Origin of the sequence: Stenotrophomonas sp. 1278, from assembly GCF_029892765.1 — a bacterium.
Lineage (GTDB): Bacteria > Pseudomonadota > Gammaproteobacteria > Xanthomonadales > Xanthomonadaceae > Stenotrophomonas > Stenotrophomonas indicatrix.
In genome coordinates, this window is record NZ_JARXWD010000015.1 from 19,283 (window position 1) to 37,821 (window position 18,539).

An 18,539-nucleotide genomic window follows, 5' to 3' on the forward strand; every position below is an offset into this window, starting at 1 on the left:
GTTGCCGGGGCAGTGTAGACGGTCTGTGCAGGCCCGGTCAGCCGCACCCAGGCCTGCGCCGCTACCGATGGGTTGACACCCAGCAGGCAGAGCGCCAGCAGTGCGGAAGCTGCGCAGTGGCATCGCAGGGCATCCAGGAGCTGTCGAATCATGTTCATCACGGCTCCCCCACGCGGTACTGGCCGGGATAGGACGTGAAGGTCATCCGGCCGGCATAGTCATAGCTATTGATGACCTGTCGAAGCGTGCCGCCACGATTGGTCGCATCGTATTCTTCGGACAGCACAGGGCGGAGCAGCACATCGCGGTAAGTGATGCGTCGTGCATTGCCGGTCGCCTCCATCTCCCGCCAGTGGCCAGCTGCCAGACCACGCTCAGTGGTAGCGGTGCGTTGGCGTGAGAATGTCGTGGCATTCCATCCCACGCTGTCGCCGCCGGGATAGTTAATCTGGGTCAGGCGACCCATCGGGTCGTAGCCAAAGCTGGTAACTGCCCCCGTCTCGTCGGCCCGATTCAAGACCCAGCCATTACCGTCCACCAGCGCGGTAATGCCGGTACCGTCTGCATAGACGATCGTGCGTGGAGTTCCGCGGTAGTAGTCCTGAAAGTGGGTGGTGTTGCCGTTGCCATCCATGCTCTGACTGAGCATGCCCTGTGAATCATAGGCAAGCGTGGAGGTAAGCTTGCCGAACGTCCAGGTCTTGTACGGCAGCGACTGCGCGTTGAACTCTATGCGTGAGCTTTCCACGCCAGAATCGATGTCCGCCACGACCGCCTTCTGGCCCAACGTCCAGCTTCCCAGGCCGTCGTGATAGGTGATTCTGTCCTTTGCGACACCCAAATCGCTACCGCTGAATGTTTCCACCGGGCGTGCGAAAACATCGAAGCGGTCCACTCGCTCCACGTACTGCGTTCCGTCGCGAACGGTCGTGACGAGCTGCTGCGGCTCGACCAGACCTTCTGTGGGGGTGATGGCGCTTAGGGACTGCCCCACAAGCGGTACGAACTGCCCGGCCGCCTGCTCCTTAGCGAGGTACTCATAGTTCACCGTTTCCAGGGTCGTTCCCGCTGTGCTGACCGTCCGGCTTTCCAGCAAGCGGCCTTCGTCTTGGCGCGGTCGTACGCCGAAGCGATACCGGTTCGTGGACCCATCGGGCTGCGTTACCGTGGTCCAGCGGCCCTGCGGCCCGAATGTACCTTCATAAGCGTAGGTGGTGGTCATCCCCGATAGTCCAGCGCCGGTGACTGAGCGCTGCTGCAGGTTCCAAACCGCCACATAAGGCGCGCGCTCGCTGGACGAGCAGGGACTGATGTCAGTGGCGCGGTAGAAGTACCTATAGTTCAGGGTATAAGTGGCCGTCGCCCCGGCCGGGTGGGTCACGGTGTAGATATAGGGTCCCAGCACATCAGGCATGCGGGGATCGCATTCAGAGCCCTCCGGCGTGGGGCCGAAGATCGGTGGGCGCAAGGTTCCATTGGGTGAATAGGTCCATCGGGAGCCATCCGGCAGAATGACGGCGGCTAGACCGCCATCAAGGCGCGACCCCAGCGCTCCTGGCTCACGATACTGGTATGTCCAAGTCCGGCCATTGGCCGTCGCACTGGTGATGCGCTCTCCAGTATAGGTAATGCTGATGCTGCGGCCGTCGCTACTGCTGATAGAAGTCAGCTTGTCGCCCGTGTATCCGTAGTTCACCCAGTTGCCGAAGCGGTCCTCGGCACGGGTGGCCATGAAGAACACATGGCTGCGCGACAGATAGCGTGTGGGTGCTAGCGGGTTGTCCTTGTAGCTGTACAGGGGCATCTCGCGGCTGACTACCCAATTCAAGGAGTACGTGATTCCTTGCGGAGTGATGACCTGAAAAGCCTCGCCAGGAACGCCGTTCTGAGTCTGCGGTAAACAACGTACGCGTGTGTCACCAACGGTCACCCAGGGATAGCTTTTCCCATCGCTTGGCATTGGAATGTTGGCCGAAGCAACCAGCAACTGCGCATCACTCTCCCCCGGCAGATGCAGGTTGTAGCCGTTCCAGATCAGGTCTTCCGGGTAGGGGGTGCTTTCTCCGATAAAGGGCTTCTTCTGTAGTGAACATCGCTGGTAGCGGGTTGCATCGCCGTCCGCCCCAACCACCCAGCCGCGGGAACTGAAGATGCCTTCCAGATAGGGAACGTCCAAATCCCAATCGTAGAAGCCGGCCAGGTCGCCAGGTCTGGCGCCCTGATGGAGGTAACGCTCACTGATTGTCCGCTTGCGACGGAGCGCTACAGACAGAGCGTTGTTGCCCGGAATGGTGATATCCGTTATCGAAAAATCGAGTTGCCCATTGAAAAGGGAGACGTTTTCACCGAACGAACCTTCATCCAGCTGCCCAGTGTGCTGTGCCTTGCCAACCTTGTTCGCATATTGCGACTCAGGTTCGACACGATCCTGTGCCCCTGCAGTACCGCAGACGAGGCATGCAATTGCTGATGCTACGCACCATTTTCTGGAAACCATTCCTGTCCCCTGGCAGTAGATGAACGACTCGTTCATGAACCGTTGAGAGTTTGCACCGGATCGCGATCCCCGTGGCTATAAGAATTTCCCGCATCGTGCTGTAGGAAATATCCGACAAGCGCCCCAGTGCTTAAGCTATGGGATGGTCAGAAGAACGTAACGGTAGCTAGCGCAGGACCAGCATCAGTCATCATCTATGAGAAGGAGGAGACTGGGGGTTTCTTGTCGCTACTTATCATCATTAAGCCCAATAGCCTTGAAGAAGCTCTTCATCGATCAGCTCGAACGTTCTGCCTCTCGCATCGAGGTAGTGATGGAAGTCTATGAGGTCCTCAGCCCAGGCCTTTGCTGATGCAGGGGAACAGACAAGAGACGGTCGCTTTTCCCTGGTCAGGGTTTCATAGCAAAGAAACTCAAACGCTGGCTCGATGGCCATTGCCGTGTTTCGGCTGACCAGGAAGCTGAAACCTGCTGGTAGCGGTATGCCGGCATCTCCGGATCGTTTTGAATGTGTGCGCTTCCCAGCGCTTTGATCGTTTGCTTTGGGTGCTTTTACGCGCCGGATTTCAGCGTCATAGATCGTCATGGCGCGAGAACATAGTCGCACCCTTGTTCCCAGTTCAAGGCTGGAAAAATTCTTGTCGGAAATCGCTTAGACAGCCTCAATCTTCGAACAGTTAGTTGTGGGAACTCAATGCGTTACGCTCAGAGGGAAGGATGCGCTGCAGTTCTTAGACCGATTTCACAGAACGAAATTTGTGCGACTCGCGTCGCATTTTCTCCAAGGCCAGTGCGCAGCTTGTGCGCTCGCTGCGGAGCTGACTCGGTGCTGCAGCATGCAACGCTTCAACTTTTTTGCCTGTAGGCAACCATGTCCGAGATCCTTTGACCTCTACCTACCGTTAGTGGTAGTGGCGCTCATTTGCATGCTTGCCGCAAGCCATACATGTCCGATGCAAGCTGTATCGGCCTTGTTTCTCGGGACCAAGGGGGCCGCCACAGTAGGGGCAGATAGGACCATGTCCGAGTTCAGCTTGCCTGCAGCGATAGGTTGTCCAAGCCCCGAGAATGAAGGCGTAAACCATTCCGGCCACTGGGAGCCAGATCATCGCCTGATAGAACCCTCTGGTCATGCTGTTGCCGCTTAGCGAGGACACTATGAGCGCGCAGATCAAGGACAGGAAAGCGGCCAGCAGGGCGGGGAAGTACAAGCGCAGTAGCTTCAGCCAGTTCATAGGTTTGCTCTCCGTCGTCGTTGGAAGGCTAGGCTCAGCCTGTCTCACGGCGTGAGACCGTTTCGTCCCTAGTTGCCTGCAGCGATCGCTCTTTTCGGCGTTAGAAGAGTTGGCCTTGTGGGGAGTACTCCCTAGGAGGTTGGAACAGTTCTGTGTTCAGAGGCGGGAGCTTTGTGAAGCCAAGCTGCCGGTGTGCCTTCTTGAAACGCTGCGCCAGGAGATCTGCGAAGGGCCCGGTACCACGCATGCGCGTTCCGAAGGTAGAGTCGTATTCCTTCCCACCATGCAGTTGGCGCATCAGGCTCAGCACATGTTCCGCCCGATCCGGATAGTGCAGCTCCAGCCATTCTTTCCAGATTTCCTTGATCTCGTTGGGTAGGCGCAGCAACACATACCCTGCAGCCCGCGCTCCATGGGCATGAGCTGCTTCGAGGATCGCCTCGAGCTCGTTGTCAGTGATGCGGGGAATTACTGGGGCAACCAGTACTCCTACCGGAACGCCGGCTCTATGCAGTGCATCCATTGCCCTCAATCTCGCATGCGGTGCCGCTGCCCTGGGCTCGAGCTTGGCTGACAGCTTTCGATCAAGTGTGGTCACGGAGAAGTAGACCGTGACCAGACGATCCTTCGCCATCGCTGCGAGCAGGTTGATGTCGCGGGTGATCAGCGCACTCTTGGTGACGAAGCTCACAGGGTGGCGCGTCTCGGCCAGGAGCTCAAGGCATTGGCGGGTAATCTGATAACTCCTTTCGATAGGCTGGTAGCCATCTGTGTTGATGCCTAGAGCGATTGCTGCACATTTGTAGCTCGGGCGGCTCAGCTCACTACGCAATCGCTCTGCGGCATTCGTCTTGGCAAAGAGCTTCGTCTCAAAGTCCAAACCCGGCGATAGGCTCAGGTAGGCGTACGAGGGTCTGGCGAAGCAGTAGACACATCCATGTTCACATCCCCTGTAGGGATTGACCGATGCGCTGAAGCCAACATCAGGTGAAGTGTTCCGGCTGATCACACTCCGCGCCCGCTCTTCAGTTACCTCAGTCCTCAGCGAGGGCATCTCGCGAAGATCTTCATAGACTGATTCCCAACCATCATCGATTCCGACTGTCGCTGTTGTGTCGAATCTGCTCGGTACGCGTGAGGCGGAGCCTCGGCCTTTGATTGGAGCCTGGACCTTGCGAGCGTCTTGTTCCATATCTCCCCCAAGCCCTTCAGCGAGCAATTAGTATTATTGCTAACCACAGGCAGTGCAACTGACGGGGATTCATGTAGCCGTAGGGACTGAGCTGAATTCGACGCCCCATTGCCCCCAGAGTTATCCACATCTCAATGTCAGGCGCCGTTGAGCCAAGCGGCTCGGTTGGCTTCTTCGAAGTACGGGCACGAACTAGGAGTCGTTCCATTGGCCTTGGCAGAGAGGCGCGGGCTGCATTCCGCGTGCAAAGTGCTCATCAGAACTCGCGTATGTGATTGCTTTATATAAATAATTTCCGTGAGCACTTACGGCACGTTCGCACCATGCTCGCAGCCGCGATACGGATTCACCGATTGGCTGAAGCCGACGTCCGGGGAGGTGTTGCGGCTGATGATGCTGCGAGCGGTCTCCGCGCGTACTTCGGTGCGCAGGCGCGGGGCGAGGAACTCCTCGCTGTCGTCCACTGCCCAGCCGTCGTCCACCGCTTCGCTGACGGTGCTTTCAAAACGCCCCGCAAGATGGGACGTGGAACCCCGGCCCTTGATGGCGGCCTGGGCGTTGCGAGGGGGGTGCTGCATGTTGCCCTCCGGCCGTTACGGGCTATTAGTATTATTGCTAACCACAGGCAGCGCAAGCGGCCAGGATTCACGTAGCTGTAGGCGCGCAGGCACTTGGGAGCGCACCTTGACCCCAGACTTGTCCACAGGGTTGCATGGCTTGGGACCGGGCACGCACCATCGCCGCGGCAGGCCAGCATGGGCCACGGGTGTCTCAGCAGCTGCGATGGGAAGATCGGCTACAGGGGCGCTTGCCAGGCCGGAACACGGGGACCTGCCGCACGTCTTCGGGCTTCAACCTGGCGGGGAAGTCCCATGCACTGCTACAGCAGTGCCAGGTAGCCCTTCACCGTGGCATCCAGGCCGTCGTACAGCGCCTCGCCGATCAGCGCGTGGCCGATCGACACCTCCAGCACCTCCGGCACGGCGGCCAGGAAGTCACGCAGGTTGTCCTGCGACAGATCGTGCCCGGCATTCACACCGAGGCCGACGGCCTGTGCACGGCGCGCGGCCGTGGCGAACAGTTCCAGCATGGCGCGGGCGTCGCCGGCGGCATGGGCCTCGGCATACGGGCCGGTGTACAGCTCGACGCGGTCGGCGCCGACATCGGCCGCCTGCTCCAGCAGCGGGTTGCCGGCATCCACGAACAGGCTCACCCGGCATCCCATCGCTTTCAGCTCGGCCACCAGCGGGCGCAACCGCTGCGCGTCGCGTTCGAAGTCGAAGCCATGGTCGGAGGTGATCTGGCCATCGCCATCGGGAACCAGCGTGGCCTGCGCCGGGCGCGTCTGCGCGCACAGCGGCAGCAACCCGGGGTAGCCCTCACGCGGCGGCGCGAACGGGTTGCCTTCGATGTTGAACTCCACACCACGGGCACGGGTCAGCGCCGACAGCGCCAGCACGTCCTCGGCGGTGATGTGCCGGCGGTCGGGCCGCGGGTGCACGGTAATGCCATGCGCGCCGGCATCCAGGCAGGCCTGGGCGGCACGCACCACGTCCGGTTCGGTACCGCCACGCGAATTGCGCAGGACGGCGATCTTGTTGACGTTGACGCTGAGCTGGGTCATGGAACGGGACTACGGGGAGTAAGAGGGAGGGTCGCTGCCGTCGGCCGCAGCAACCTTGGCCTGCTCGCGCAGACGCCTGAGTTCATCGCTGTCCACCAGTGTCGCCGGATCACGCTGAAGGTCGCCGAAGCGTGCGGCGTATCTCCCGCGCACCCATGCCAGCAGGAAGGCGAGGGTACCCAGCAGGGCCAGCGACATCAGGCCCATGTTCGGTGTTTTCAGCGCAAAGGCGAAGCAGCCCAGCGCCAGCAGCAGGTACAGCCAGTACATTGTCAGTCTCCCCGGGCCACCGCCGCAGTGTAGCGCTGCCTCACAGCAGCGGCGAGGCCAATCGCGCGAAGGCTTCGGGCAACCGGTGCAGCCACAGCGAGCGTCCTGCCTGGTCGTGCACGCGGGTGGCACGCTCGAATTCGGACTGCAGCAACGTAGACAGTTCCGCCACCCGGCCACGGTCGCTGATCATCATCGACAGCTCGAAATTCAGGCGGAAGCTGCGGTGATCAAAGTTGGCGCTGCCGACGATGCAGACATCGTCGTCGGCGATGAACGCCTTGGTATGCAGCATGCGTGGACCGTACTCGTAGATCTTCACTCCCGCATGCAGCAGCTCGTCGAAATAGGAGCGCGCGGCCTGGGTCACGAACCAGGAGTCGCTCATCTTCGGCACCAGCAGGCGCACGTCCAGGCCACCGAGTGCGGCCGAGGTCAGCGCCATCCGCGCCGCTTCGCCGGGTACGAAGTAGGGGGTGACCAGCCAGACCCGCTCACGTGCTTCCTGGATGGCGGCCACGTGCAGGCGATGGATGGTCTCCCATCCCGAATCCGGGCCGGACACCAGCACCTGCGCGTTGATCGCGCCGTCGCCGCGCAGGGGCATGTCGCTGGGCCACAGCCGGGCGATATCGAACCGCGAGTGGTCCTGGCCGCTGGCGTACAGCCAGTCCTCGGCGAACACCAGCTGCAGGCTGCGCACCACGTGCCCGCGCAGGCGCATGTGCAGATCGCGGTAAGCATCCGGGTTGCGGCTTTCGTCTTCGTCGTCGGTGATGTTGATGCCGCCGGTGAATGCCAGCCGGCCATCTACGATCACCAGCTTGCGGTGCGTACGCAGGTTCAACCAGGGTCGCTTGAATGGTTTCAACAGTTGCCGAGGATGGAACCAGATCACCTCAGCGCCGGCGTTCAACAGCGGCTGCAGGAAGCGCTGGCGCACGGCCGAAGAACCTACCGCATCCAGCAGCAGCCGCACCTGTACGCCGGCGCTGGCCCGTTCCACCAACGCATCCCGCAACGCGGTGCCGGCGTGGTCGGGATTGAAGATGTAGTACTCCAGGTGCACATGGTCCTGCGCCTGTGCCACCGCTTCCAGCAGCGCGGTGTAGGTGGCCGCGCCGTCGACCAGCCAGGTCACTTCGGTGGCTGTGCTTGGCGCCAGCCCGGTGGTCGCCTGCGCGATCTTGGCCAGTTCGGTGCAGTCGGCATCGGGCGGGCAGACATCGCTGTAGTGCTCCATGCCCGAGCGCGCGCGACCGCGCCGCAGCCGTTGCCGCTTCACCTTCTGTGGGCCCAGCAGGTAATAGATGAAGAGGCCGAGGTAGGGCAGCAGCGCCAGCGACAGGATCCAGCTCAGCGTGGCCACCGGCTCGCGCTTCTGCAGCATGATCCAGCCCGTCAACGCCAGCAGATACAGCAGATAGGCCACCGCCAGGATCGTTCCCAGGTGGGCGATGCCATCAAGCCAATGGCGCACGGAATCGAAGAGGGCGAGCATCCGCCGATCATAGCGGGGACAGGCACCGGCCAGAGGCATTCATTGCCAACGGCGTTGCCGGGAAGACGCCTGCACGCACAAAAAAAGACGCCCCTGTTTCCAGGGGCGTCTGCAGTCGCGTCATGACTGATGTATTGCGGTGTAGCGATTTACTGCTGCACGAAGCCGATCTTCTTCATCTGAGCATTCTTCGCGGCGGCCAGAACCTTGGCCATCACGTCGTACTCCGAATCCGGGCTGGCATCGATCCGCAGTTCCGGCTGGTTGGTCGGGTCACGCTGGACCTCCTGCTCCATCCGCTGCTGCAGTTCATGCGTACCGATCGGGCTGTTGTTCCACGAGACCTGGTTGCTGGCGTCGATCTTCAGCTCGATCGGCGGCGGCGGTTCGACCAGCTGCGGCGGTGGGTTGAGCACGCGCTGCGGCAGGTCCACGGCGATCGGGTACGTCATGATCGGCGCGGTCACGATGAAGATGATCAGCAGCACCAGCATCACGTCCACGAGGGGCGTGACGTTGATGTCTGCCATGGGGCCTTTGCCACCACCACTACTGAATGCCATGGCTTATTGCCCCTTCTCTTTGGTCGCCACGAAGCCGACGTCCAGCATGCCCTGTTCCTGCGCGACCTTGGTCATCTCGTTGATGACACGCATCTTGGTGGTGCGGTCACCACGCAGGTTCAACGGCGGCTGCGGGGTCTGCTGGGCGGCGGTCGCCAAGCGCGACTCGAGGGTCTGCTTGTCGATCTCTTCGTCGTTCCAGTAGATCGAACCGTCTTCCTTGACTGCCAGGGTGATGGGACCCTTGCGGTCGTTGGTGTCGTCCGGCTTCTGGACCAGATTGGCCTCCGGCAGATCCACCTTGACCTTGTGGGACATCAGCGGCGCCGTGATGATGAAGATGATCAGCAGCACCAGCATCACGTCCACGAGGGGCGTAACGTTGATGTCGGCCATGGGGCCGCCGCTGTTACCACTACTGAAAGCCATAACGGGCTCCGTCTAGATCTTGGTGACTACGTTCTCGCGGGTACAGCGCGTCGCAATTAGCGGACGCGCGAACCGGTGGCGAAGAAGTCGTGCAGGTCGTGCGCGAAGGTATCGAACTTGCTGATGGTCGCGCTGTTGATCTTGCTGAAGAAGTTGAAGGCGAACACGGCCGGGATCGCGACGAACAGACCGATGGCGGTCATGATCAGTGCTTCACCCACCGGGCCGGCAACGGCGTCGATCGAAGCGGAGCCGGTGGCACCGATCTTGATCAGCGCGCCGTAGATGCCCCACACGGTACCCAGCAGACCGACGAACGGAGCGGTTGCACCGACGGTGGCCAGCAGGGTCATGCCCGACTGCAGCTTGTTGCTTTCGCGGGTCACGGCCTGGCGCAGAGCGCGGTCGACGAACTCCGAACGGCTCAGGTTCTCACCCACGCCGCCGACAGCGCCGCCTTCAGCACGCTGGTGGTGCGCAGCAGCCTGTGCAGCGTCCAGTGCGATCTTCGAGAACGGCTCCGAAGCCGGCTGCTCTTCCATTGCACGGATGGCGTCCTGCGCGTTCGGGGTATCCCAGAACAGGCTGACGACGCGATCAGCGGCGCTCTTCAGGCGGGTAGCACGGAAGATGTTGATGACGGTCCAGTACCAGGACATGGCGGACATGACGACCAGGGTCAGCAGCACGACCCAGGAAACCGCGAAATCACCCGGCTTGGTGGTCATTTCGTGGATCAGATGCTCGAAGCCCATCTGCGACAGGGCGTTGGACGGATTGCCCCCGGCAGCAGCGGCGATGAAAATTTCCTGCAGCATGACGCTTACCTTTGTTGTGTGTGGTGATAAAGGGTGTAGCTAAGCTAAACAATCGAACTGGAGGCGAGGGTGGCCAGGCGGCCACCCGGGCGCATCAGTTCAGCGCAAAGTTGACCGGGACGCGGACGCGGCCAGCAGCCTTCTTACCGCCAGCTTCGGCGGCGTTGAAACGCCACTTGCGGGCAGCTTCCATCGCAGCACGGTCCAGATCGCGGTTACGGCTGGACTTTTCCACCGTGACATTGGTGACGTTGCCGCTGGCATCGACATCAATGATCAGGATCACTTCGCCCTGGATACCAGCGCGGAAGGCGGCCGGCGGATAGCGCGGCGGATTCATGGCCTTCGACGAGATGTCCACGCTGGCCTCGATCGAGGTCGGCGGTGCCGGCGGCGACGGCGGCGACGGCGGGGTGACGATATCGTTCGGGCGCGGTTCCGGCACGTCGACGACCGGCGCCTGCGGCGGCGGCGGGACGGGCGACGGCTTCGGCGGCGACAGATTCTTCACCGGCGGCGGCGGGGTGTCCTGCGGCGGCGGCGGCGGCGGCGGCGGTGGCGGCGGCGGCGGTGCGTCGACGATGGTCACCATGACGTTGCGCTCCTTCTCCGCCACGGCCTTGGGAGCCACGGCAGGAATCAGGAGCATCATGAAGGCGGCCAGATGCAGGGCGATTACAAACGCGATACCGACGATGCGAGGCCAGCTCAGCCCCTTGTCATCGGGTTGTTCGTACCGGTGAACGACTAGTTGTTCCGTCATGCGCCAAGAGCTCAATAGTGGGGCCGGAATCCCGGGGGCGGGATCCCTGATCAGCGGTGCATGACACCGCAGGAACCTCCAAGCTTATACCAATCCTGAGCGCTTGCGCATCAACTGGGCAGGCGTTCAGGCGTTATTCCTACTTACTTCAGGTTGATGATTTTCTTGGCATCCGCCTGGTTCTTCACGCCCTTCGCCAGCGCCTGCTGGGCGGCCTGCTTGGCCTCCGGGACACGACCTTCACTGTGCAAAACACGTGCCAGATTCAGGTAGGTCTCACCGTCCTTGGAGAGCGGGGCGGCCTTCTGCCACGCGTCGATCGCCTGCGGCACCTGGTCGGAGTAGTAGTAGGACTGGGCCAGTGCCAGGTAGACCTGGTAATCCGGCTTCAGGATGCCCTTCTGCAACCCCTCATTGATGACCGCGATGACGTCCTTTTCCTTGTTCTCGGTGTTGGCATAGATCGAGTACAGCTGCTTGTACTCGCGCTCTTCGGTGAGCTGGCCGCTGCTGCGCAGCTTGTCCATCACCGCGGCGGCCTTCGGCATCTGATCGGCCTGCATGTACATGTTGGCCAGGTTCAGCTGCGCTTTCTTGTCGTTCGGGTTCTTGGCCGCCAGTGCCTCGGCGGCCTGCACGGCCTCACCGGTCTGGCCGGCTTCGGACAGTGCGGCCATCAGCAGCTGGTTCCAGTTGTCCTTCGGCTCGGCCGCGCCGGCAATGGCCTGCTTCAGCACCGGGATCGCTTCCTGGTAGCGCTCCAGCTGGTACAGCGCCTGGCCCTTGATGATCAGCTCTTCCGGCTTGGTCGACTTGCTCTCGGCGAAGTACTTGTCCAGGGTCGCCAGGCCTTCAGCGGTCTGGTCTTCCTGGATCTGCAGCTGGCCCAGCATCAGCATCGACTGGAAGTGGCCGTTGTTGTCGAGGCCGTTGAACTGCAGCACCTGCTTGAGGTAGGCGATGGCGGCTGCGGTGTCGTCGGTCTGGTAGGCGGCCTGCGATGCCAGCTGCGCGGCCAGCGACTTGTCGTACTCGTTGGCGCCGTCGGTGGCCAGGATCTCGTCGGCCAGCGTGCGGGTCTCCGGGAACTTTTCCTTGTTGTAGCTGTCAATCATCTTCTGCAGCTTGCTGCCCAGCTTGGCCGACGACTTCGCTGCCGGTTCCTGGCGGGTCGCGTTCGGGAACAGCACTTCGGCCTTGGCCTGCTTGCCGCCACGGTTGCCACGCTCGGACGAACGCGAGGACTGCGCGAACGCGTCGGTGACCACGGCGCCGGTCAGGGCAGTGGCGATGAGGACGGAAAGCACAGCTTTGTGGTTACGGAAAATCATCGTTCACCTCGATCGAACCGCCGGTAGCGGCAAAGTCGGACTGTCAGAAAAATCTGAGCCGCCAAACGTATCAGAAACAGATGGCGTGAGAAATCGTTTTATGTGCTGCAATACAGCATGAATCTGCGCACTCAGCCACACTTTGGCCGGCGTCCGGCCGCCTGCGCCTGCTGGTAGACGGGGCCGAGCGCCGGCACATCACGCTGCAACTCCCTGATCCGATTGGCTGGATCGGGATGGGTCGACAACCATTGCGGGCTGCGACCGCCACTGGCGGCCATCATGTTCTGCCACAGATCGACGGCCTGGGCGGGGTTGAATCCGGCCTCGGCCATCAACCGCTGACCGATCACGTCAGCCTCGCTCTCCTGGGTGCGTGAGCCGGGCAACAGGAACGCGGTCTGCGCCCCCATCCCGCCCAGCTGGTTGACCGTACTGGCTGCGCCTTCGCCGCCATAGGCGCCGGCCAGCGCCCCCAGCACCGCCAATCCGGTCTGCGCGCCCATCTGCCGGGTGATGCGTTCTTCGTGGTGGCGGGCGATCACGTGGCCGATTTCATGGCCGATCACCGCTGCCAGCTGATCCTGGTTCTTGGCAACGCTGAAGATGCCGGTGTTGACCCCGACCTTGCCGCCGGGCAGGGCGAAGGCGTTTGGTTCCTTGTCGACGAACACCGCCGTTTCCCACCGTACGCCACGGTACTGAGGCGGCAGTTGTGCGACGAGCGCGTTGACCACGCATTGCACGTAGCCGTTCTGGCGGCCATCGCTGCTGATCTTCTCTTTCTGCTTCGTTTCGGCGAACGCCTGCGCACCCAGCTGGTCCAGCTGCGCCTGCGACACACCGCCCACCATCTGCCGACGGCCGGTGGGTGAAGTGGTGGTCGCGCAGGCGCTGACCAGAGTGGTGATGACGATGGCCAGCAGCAGTTGTTTCATGGACCCACCCCCGTGTTCAGAAGCCCAGTGTGTAACGGGTCTGCTTAATCTTTCGTCAAGCGGACAGAGCCTTACGTTGCCCCGAAAAACACCAGGGCCGCAAGCGCCACGGCATTGTTCAGTGCATGTGCGGCGATCGCCGCCCACAAGGTGCCGGTGCGGCGGTACAGCCAGCAGAACGCGGCGCCCATGCCGCCATAGACCAGCCATAGCTGGGCAGTACCGAGCAGGGAGTTCTTGCTGACCCCGGGCACTTCATGGACCAGGGCAAAGGCCAGGCTGCTGAGGACAATGCCAAGCCATGGACGCCCGGCCTGCCAGAGGCGCCCGAACAGGACGCGACGGAACAGCAGTTCCTCGTAGGCGGGTGCCAGCACGATTGCAAACAGCGCCAGGAATACAGGGAAACGCGCAATCGCGTTCTGCATCAGTTCGAGATTGGTGGGAACCGGCTCGATGCCCATCTGCTTTGCAAGGAAGGCAATGCCGTTGCTTCCCAGCACGATCAGCAAGGCGACCAGCAGAGTCCAACCCCAAGTGGAAGGTCGCTGCAGAGCCTGGCGCGAATGCTGGCGCTCAGCGGCATTGGCAGGGCGACGCCAGAAGTAGACCAGCAGGGCCGCACCACCGGTGGCGATCAATGCCATCAGGATCTGCCCCAGCGCACCGGGTTGGCCAACAGAGGCGATAGTACCGGCGGCAGCGCCTTGCGCATTGGCCGCGCTGATCTGCAGGCTGCGGTAGAGCCCCCATATCGCCCCGCAGACGACACTCAGACCGAACAAGGCGACTGTCGCGATTCCCAGATCGATGAAGAAGCCCGCCAGCGGCGAGGAGGCGCGGGGCGTGACAGTAGCCGGTGGAACCGGCGGCGGAGCGGAAACCGGGGCGGAAGCGGACATCGATTACCTGCGATCAAGGGACAAAAGCCGGCGCGCCTCCCCGCGCGCCGGCCACCATCCGATTGTGTCAGATATCCAGGTTGGCGACCTTCAGCGCGTTGTCTTCGATGAAGTCGCGGCGCGGTTCGACCACATCACCCATCAGGGTGCTGAAGATCTGGTCAGCGGCCACCGCATCTTCGATACGGACCTGCAGCAGGCGACGGGTATCGGGATTGACGGTGGTGTCCCACAGCTGTTCCGGATTCATTTCGCCCAGACCCTTGAATCGCTGGATCTGACGGCCGCGCTTGGCTTCGTCCAGCAGCCAGTTGCGGGCCTGCGCGAACGATTCGATCTCGATCGACTTGGCGCCACGGGTGATGACCGCGCCTTCGCGGACCAGACCGTGCAGCAGCTGCGCTGCCTGGTGGATGCCACGCAGCTCGCCGCTTTCAAGCGCGGACAGCGGCAGCACCTGGATGTGCTGTTCGCCCATGTGGCTGCGCGTGACCAGCACCGCAGCCGGACGCTGCTCGTTGGGTTCCTGCAGTTCCAGGGTGAAACGGGCGCTGCCGAGGTTGCCTTGGTTGAGGTGCTTGGCCAGCGCGTCCAGGCCTTCGCCGGGACCTGCGTTGCGCAGGTTTTCCAGCTCCAACGGCATGAAGTCGACCAGCGCTTCGAGCAGGTTGCGGTCGTAACGATGGGTATTGCGGTTGATCGTGTCCTGCGCGGCAGCGTAGGCAAGCAGCAGCTTTTCCAGCGCCACGCCATCGATCGGCGGCTCGCCGCTGGCCGGCACCAGTCCCGCGTTCTCCACTGCGCTGCTGGCCAGATAGCTGTCCAGCGCCGGATCGTCCTTCAGGTACAGCTCCTGCTTGCCCTGCTTGATCTTGTACAACGGCGGCAGGCCGATATAGACATAACCACGCTCGATCAGCTCCGGCATCTGACGATAGAAGAACGTCAGCAGCAGGGTGCGGATGTGCGCGCCGTCGACGTCGGCGTCGGTCATGATGATGATCTTGTGGTAACGCAGCTTGTCCGGGTTGTACTCGTCGCGACCGATGCCGGTGCCCAGCGCGGTGATCAGCGTACCCACCTGGTCGGACGCCAGCATGCGGTCGAAGCGTGCACGTTCCACGTTGAGGATCTTGCCGCGCAGCGGCAGCACCGCCTGGTTCTTGCGGTTGCGGCCCTGCTTGGCCGAACCACCTGCCGAGTCACCCTCGACGATGAACAGTTCGGACAGCGCCGGATCCTTTTCCTGGCAGTCGGCCAGCTTGCCCGGCAGGCCGGCGATATCCAGCGCACCCTTGCGGCGGGTCAGGTCGCGGGCCTTGCGCGCGGCTTCGCGGGCACGGGCAGCGTCGACGATCTTGCCGGCGATGGCCTTGGCTTCGTTCGGGTTTTCCTGCAGGAACTCTTCCAGGCGCTGGCCGAACGCACTTTCCACGGCCGGACGCACATCCGAGCTGACCAGCTTTTCCTTGGTCTGGCTGGAGAAGCTCGGGTCCGGCACCTTCACCGACAGCACCGCGATCATGCCTTCGCGCATGTCATCGCCGGTCAGGTTGATCTTGGCCTGCTTGGCGATGCCGTTCTGCTCGATGTAGTTGTTGAGCACACGGGTCAACGCGCCACGGAAGCCGGCCAGGTGGGTACCGCCGTCTTTCTGCGGAATGTTGTTGGTGAAGCAGTACATCGTCTCCTGGTAGGAGTCGGTCCACTGCAGCGCCACTTCCACGGTGATGCCGTTGGATTCGCCGGTTACCGAGATCACGTTCGGGTGCAACGGCGTCTTCAACTGCGCCAGATGCTCCACGAAGCTGCGGATGCCGCCCTCGTAATGGAAGTCGTCGCGGCGGCCATCACCACGCTCGTCCACCAGCACGATCTTGACGCCGGAATTGAGGAAGGACAGTTCGCGCAGGCGACGGGCCAGGATGTCGTAGTGGAATTCCACGTTGTCGTGGAAAGCCTTTACCGACGGCCAGAAGCGCAGGGTGGTACCGCGCTTGCTGCTGGGGCCGACCTGCCTGAGCGGATGCAGTGCTGCGCCGTCGGCGTATTCCTGCTGGTAGTGGAAACCGCCCTGGTAGATATCCAGGACCAGCTTCTGCGACAGCGCGTTGACCACGCTGACGCCCACGCCATGCAGGCCGCCGGAAACCTTGTAGCTGTTGTCGTCGAACTTGCCGCCTGCGTGCAGGACCGTCATCACGACTTCGGCTGCAGACACGTCGCGATCGAGCTTCTTGCTCATCTGCTCGTGCTTGCCCGTCGGAATGCCGCGACCGTTGTCGGACACTCCGACCGAGCCGTCGGCATGGATCGTCACCGACACGTGGTCGGCATGGCCGGCGAGGGCTTCGTCGATCGAGTTGTCGACGACCTCGAACACCATGTGATGCAGGCCGGTGCCGTCATGGACGTCGCCGATGTACATACCTGGGCGCTTGCGGACAGCCTCCAGGCCTTCCAGGGCCGTAATGCTGTTGGCGTCGTAGTTGCCGTTGTTTGCCGGGGTGTTCTGTTCGTCGGTCATTGCGCTTGCCGTAGGCTCCGCAGGTCGGACACCGCTTTGAGCGATGTGTCGAGAATGAAGGGATAGCAGCCTGAATTATACCAGCCGGGGCTGAGCGGCCTTGCCGTGCCCACTATGGCACAGCCACGATCTGTGCATGTTCCACGTGGAACCGGGTGATGTTGCTCAGAGTCTCCAGTGCTGCAGGCGTTTCTGTTGCAGTGATGAATATCTGCGCCGGTGCCGCCAACAGGCGGTGCAGTACCCGGGCCTGGTGTGTGCGATCCAGCTCCGAGGCCAGATCGTCGAGCGCGATGACGGGCCACTCGCCACGCTGCTCGGCGTAATCCTCCGCCTGGGCCAGTAGACAGGTGAGGGCGGTGAGCTTGGCCTGGCCGCGTGACAGCGCATCGCGCCCCGGGATGCTCTGGAACGCCACGCTCCAGTCCGCCCGGTGTGGGCCCAGCGAGGTGTAACCCGCCTGACGGTCGCGATCGCGCGCCAACAGAAGGGCATCTGCCAGCGGAACCTCGTGCCGGCGCCAGCCGGGACTCAGATTCAGGCCGACGATTCCGAGTTGCGGAGCCAATGCCTCAGCCAGGGCGATGGTTCGGGACTGCAGCCGCTCCAGGTAGTGCTGCCGACGACTGGTCAGCGGTTCTCCCGCCTCGGCCAGCTCGTGATCCCAGGTATCGAGCATCCGCGACGGCCCGCCCTGCTTGAGCAGGGCATTGCGCTGCTTCAACGCGCGCGAATAGCGCCGCCACAAGGAAAGGAAGTCTGGTTCCACGTGGAACAGACCCCAATCCAGAAAGCGCCGTCGCGGCTCGCCACCACCACTCACCAAGGCGTGACTGCCCGGTTCAAAGGTCACCACAGCGAGGGCGGCACACAGGTTTCCGAGTTGGGCGACGTCTTCGCCATCCAGCCGCCCCTTCCACTCCTGCCCGCTATGCCGCAACCCGGCTTTTCGCCTCTGCACGGGCAGATCACCGCGTTGCTCGTCCCATTCCACGAAGACTTCCAGGGCTTCATGGCCCTGACGCACCAAGCCATCGCGTACCCGCCCGCGGAAACTCCGCCCATAGGCCATCAGATGCAACGCTTCCAGGACGCTGGTCTTGCCAGCGCCGTTGTCACCGGTCAGCAGATTCACCCCTGGCTGGGGCGACAGCTCCACCGCATCGAAACGACGCAAGTGGTGGAGGGCAAGACGACGAATCTGCATGGGATGCGACAGACCATCCGCACATGGCGGTAGAGGGGCGGGGAATCACCCAGCTTACTGCATTGGTCAAGCCAGCCATCGTGGATGGATGTGGACCGACATCAGCGGGGCGTTGCAGCCTTGGAGAACACGGGTTCCACGTGGCGGAGGCCTGCCGGCATGCAGGCGGCCGGAGACAGTGGCCGAAATCGTTCAAATCCGGCAGGAAGCCAAGGCTCAAGGCGTCCAGATTTCGCCATTCCGAAGACGGTTTTCCCGGCTCATGGCCTGACTCCACACCGAGATTGCAGTCAGTGCTCCCCAGATTTCTTGAAATCTGCCACCAACGCCCCTGCGAGGTTCCACAGATTTCAAGAAATTCAAAGCGGCAGTTCCACGCCATCCACAACAGGTCTGTATGACTTATACACAAGGTGTGGGCGAACTGTGGATAAAAAAGGCACTTTTCCTCGGCTGTAAAACTATCCACAGGTTCCCCCCCAGGCTTGATGGCCTATATACAGGGGGTTTCAACCCTATAAAAGCTTTTTAAAACAGACACATAGCCTACTTTTACATGAAATCTGGCCCTACCATCACCACCAAGCTTTTGATTTATACCCAGATTTAGAAGCTAGGGAAGCGCCGAATTCCTACGAACGAGGCCTGTGGACAGAGAGGTCAGCACGCAAGCGGAAGCCGCTGGATCGACCCCGCTGCGTGCTCATATCCAACGTGTCTCGTCATCTCAGCATGTGGATTC

General features: G+C 62.0%; 15 protein-coding genes and 1 pseudogene. All 16 read right to left on the reverse strand.

Translation table 11 applies throughout. From position 1 onward, the window contains the following. Nucleotides 1-157: 157 nt before the first annotated feature. Nucleotides 158-2,533, reverse strand: a complete 2,376-nt coding sequence (locus M2299_RS13550; protein ID WP_280884532.1) for a hypothetical protein — start codon at nucleotides 2,531-2,533, stop codon at nucleotides 158-160. Nucleotides 2,534-2,738: 205 nt separating this feature from the next. Next, nucleotides 2,739-3,083 carry a hypothetical protein gene (locus M2299_RS13555; protein WP_280884533.1) on the reverse strand — a complete coding sequence of 115 codons (345 nt, stop codon included), beginning with the start codon at nucleotides 3,081-3,083 and terminating at the stop codon, nucleotides 2,739-2,741. Between the two features lie 749 nt (nucleotides 3,084-3,832). Then, nucleotides 3,833-4,924 (reverse strand): PA0069 family radical SAM protein, encoded by a 1,092-nt coding sequence (locus M2299_RS13560; protein ID WP_280884534.1) that lies wholly within the window; start codon nucleotides 4,922-4,924, stop codon nucleotides 3,833-3,835. A gap of 320 nt (nucleotides 4,925-5,244) precedes the next feature. Beyond that, a pseudogene (locus M2299_RS13565) lies at nucleotides 5,245-5,502 on the reverse strand (hypothetical protein); the annotation flags it as partial. 302 nt (nucleotides 5,503-5,804) lie between these two features. Next, entirely contained in the window at nucleotides 5,805-6,548 is a 744-nt protein-coding gene (locus M2299_RS13570) for a pyridoxine 5'-phosphate synthase (RefSeq protein ID WP_099844509.1), read from the reverse strand. 9 nt (nucleotides 6,549-6,557) lie between these two features. Beyond that, the gene (locus M2299_RS13575; RefSeq protein ID WP_099786344.1) at nucleotides 6,558-6,818 is read right to left on the reverse strand and encodes a hypothetical protein; all 261 of its coding nucleotides are present in this window, start codon (nucleotides 6,816-6,818) and stop codon (nucleotides 6,558-6,560) included. A gap of 40 nt (nucleotides 6,819-6,858) precedes the next feature. Continuing rightward, nucleotides 6,859-8,319 (reverse strand): cardiolipin synthase, encoded by a 1,461-nt coding sequence (cls, locus tag M2299_RS13580; RefSeq protein WP_099786345.1) that lies wholly within the window; start codon nucleotides 8,317-8,319, stop codon nucleotides 6,859-6,861. Between the two features lie 149 nt (nucleotides 8,320-8,468). Further along, nucleotides 8,469-8,882 (reverse strand): biopolymer transporter ExbD, encoded by a 414-nt coding sequence (locus M2299_RS13585; RefSeq protein ID WP_025875547.1) that lies wholly within the window; start codon nucleotides 8,880-8,882, stop codon nucleotides 8,469-8,471. A 3-nt stretch (nucleotides 8,883-8,885) separates the two neighbouring features. Then, on the reverse strand, nucleotides 8,886-9,311 hold the full coding sequence (locus tag M2299_RS13590; RefSeq protein WP_025875550.1) for a biopolymer transporter ExbD: 426 nt from the start codon (nucleotides 9,309-9,311) through the stop codon (nucleotides 8,886-8,888). Nucleotides 9,312-9,367: 56 nt separating this feature from the next. Continuing rightward, entirely contained in the window at nucleotides 9,368-10,129 is a 762-nt protein-coding gene (gene exbB / locus M2299_RS13595) for a TonB-system energizer ExbB (RefSeq protein ID WP_025875552.1), read from the reverse strand. Between the two features lie 94 nt (nucleotides 10,130-10,223). Then, the gene (locus M2299_RS13600; RefSeq protein WP_025875553.1) at nucleotides 10,224-10,781 is read right to left on the reverse strand and encodes an energy transducer TonB; all 558 of its coding nucleotides are present in this window, start codon (nucleotides 10,779-10,781) and stop codon (nucleotides 10,224-10,226) included. Nucleotides 10,782-11,035: 254 nt separating this feature from the next. Beyond that, on the reverse strand, nucleotides 11,036-12,223 hold the full coding sequence (locus tag M2299_RS13605; RefSeq protein ID WP_025875554.1) for a tetratricopeptide repeat protein: 1,188 nt from the start codon (nucleotides 12,221-12,223) through the stop codon (nucleotides 11,036-11,038). Between the two features lie 131 nt (nucleotides 12,224-12,354). Next, on the reverse strand, nucleotides 12,355-13,161 hold the full coding sequence (locus M2299_RS13610) for a M48 family metallopeptidase (protein ID WP_025875555.1): 807 nt from the start codon (nucleotides 13,159-13,161) through the stop codon (nucleotides 12,355-12,357). Nucleotides 13,162-13,232: 71 nt separating this feature from the next. Continuing rightward, entirely contained in the window at nucleotides 13,233-14,063 is an 831-nt protein-coding gene (locus M2299_RS13615; protein WP_025875556.1) for a CPBP family intramembrane glutamic endopeptidase, read from the reverse strand. 67 nt (nucleotides 14,064-14,130) lie between these two features. Continuing rightward, nucleotides 14,131-16,590 carry a DNA topoisomerase (ATP-hydrolyzing) subunit B gene (gene gyrB / locus M2299_RS13620; protein WP_280884535.1) on the reverse strand — a complete coding sequence of 820 codons (2,460 nt, stop codon included), beginning with the start codon at nucleotides 16,588-16,590 and terminating at the stop codon, nucleotides 14,131-14,133. 112 nt (nucleotides 16,591-16,702) lie between these two features. Beyond that, the gene (gene recF, locus M2299_RS13625) at nucleotides 16,703-17,797 is read right to left on the reverse strand and encodes a DNA replication/repair protein RecF (protein WP_280884536.1); all 1,095 of its coding nucleotides are present in this window, start codon (nucleotides 17,795-17,797) and stop codon (nucleotides 16,703-16,705) included. Between the last annotated feature and the right edge of the window lie 742 nt (nucleotides 17,798-18,539).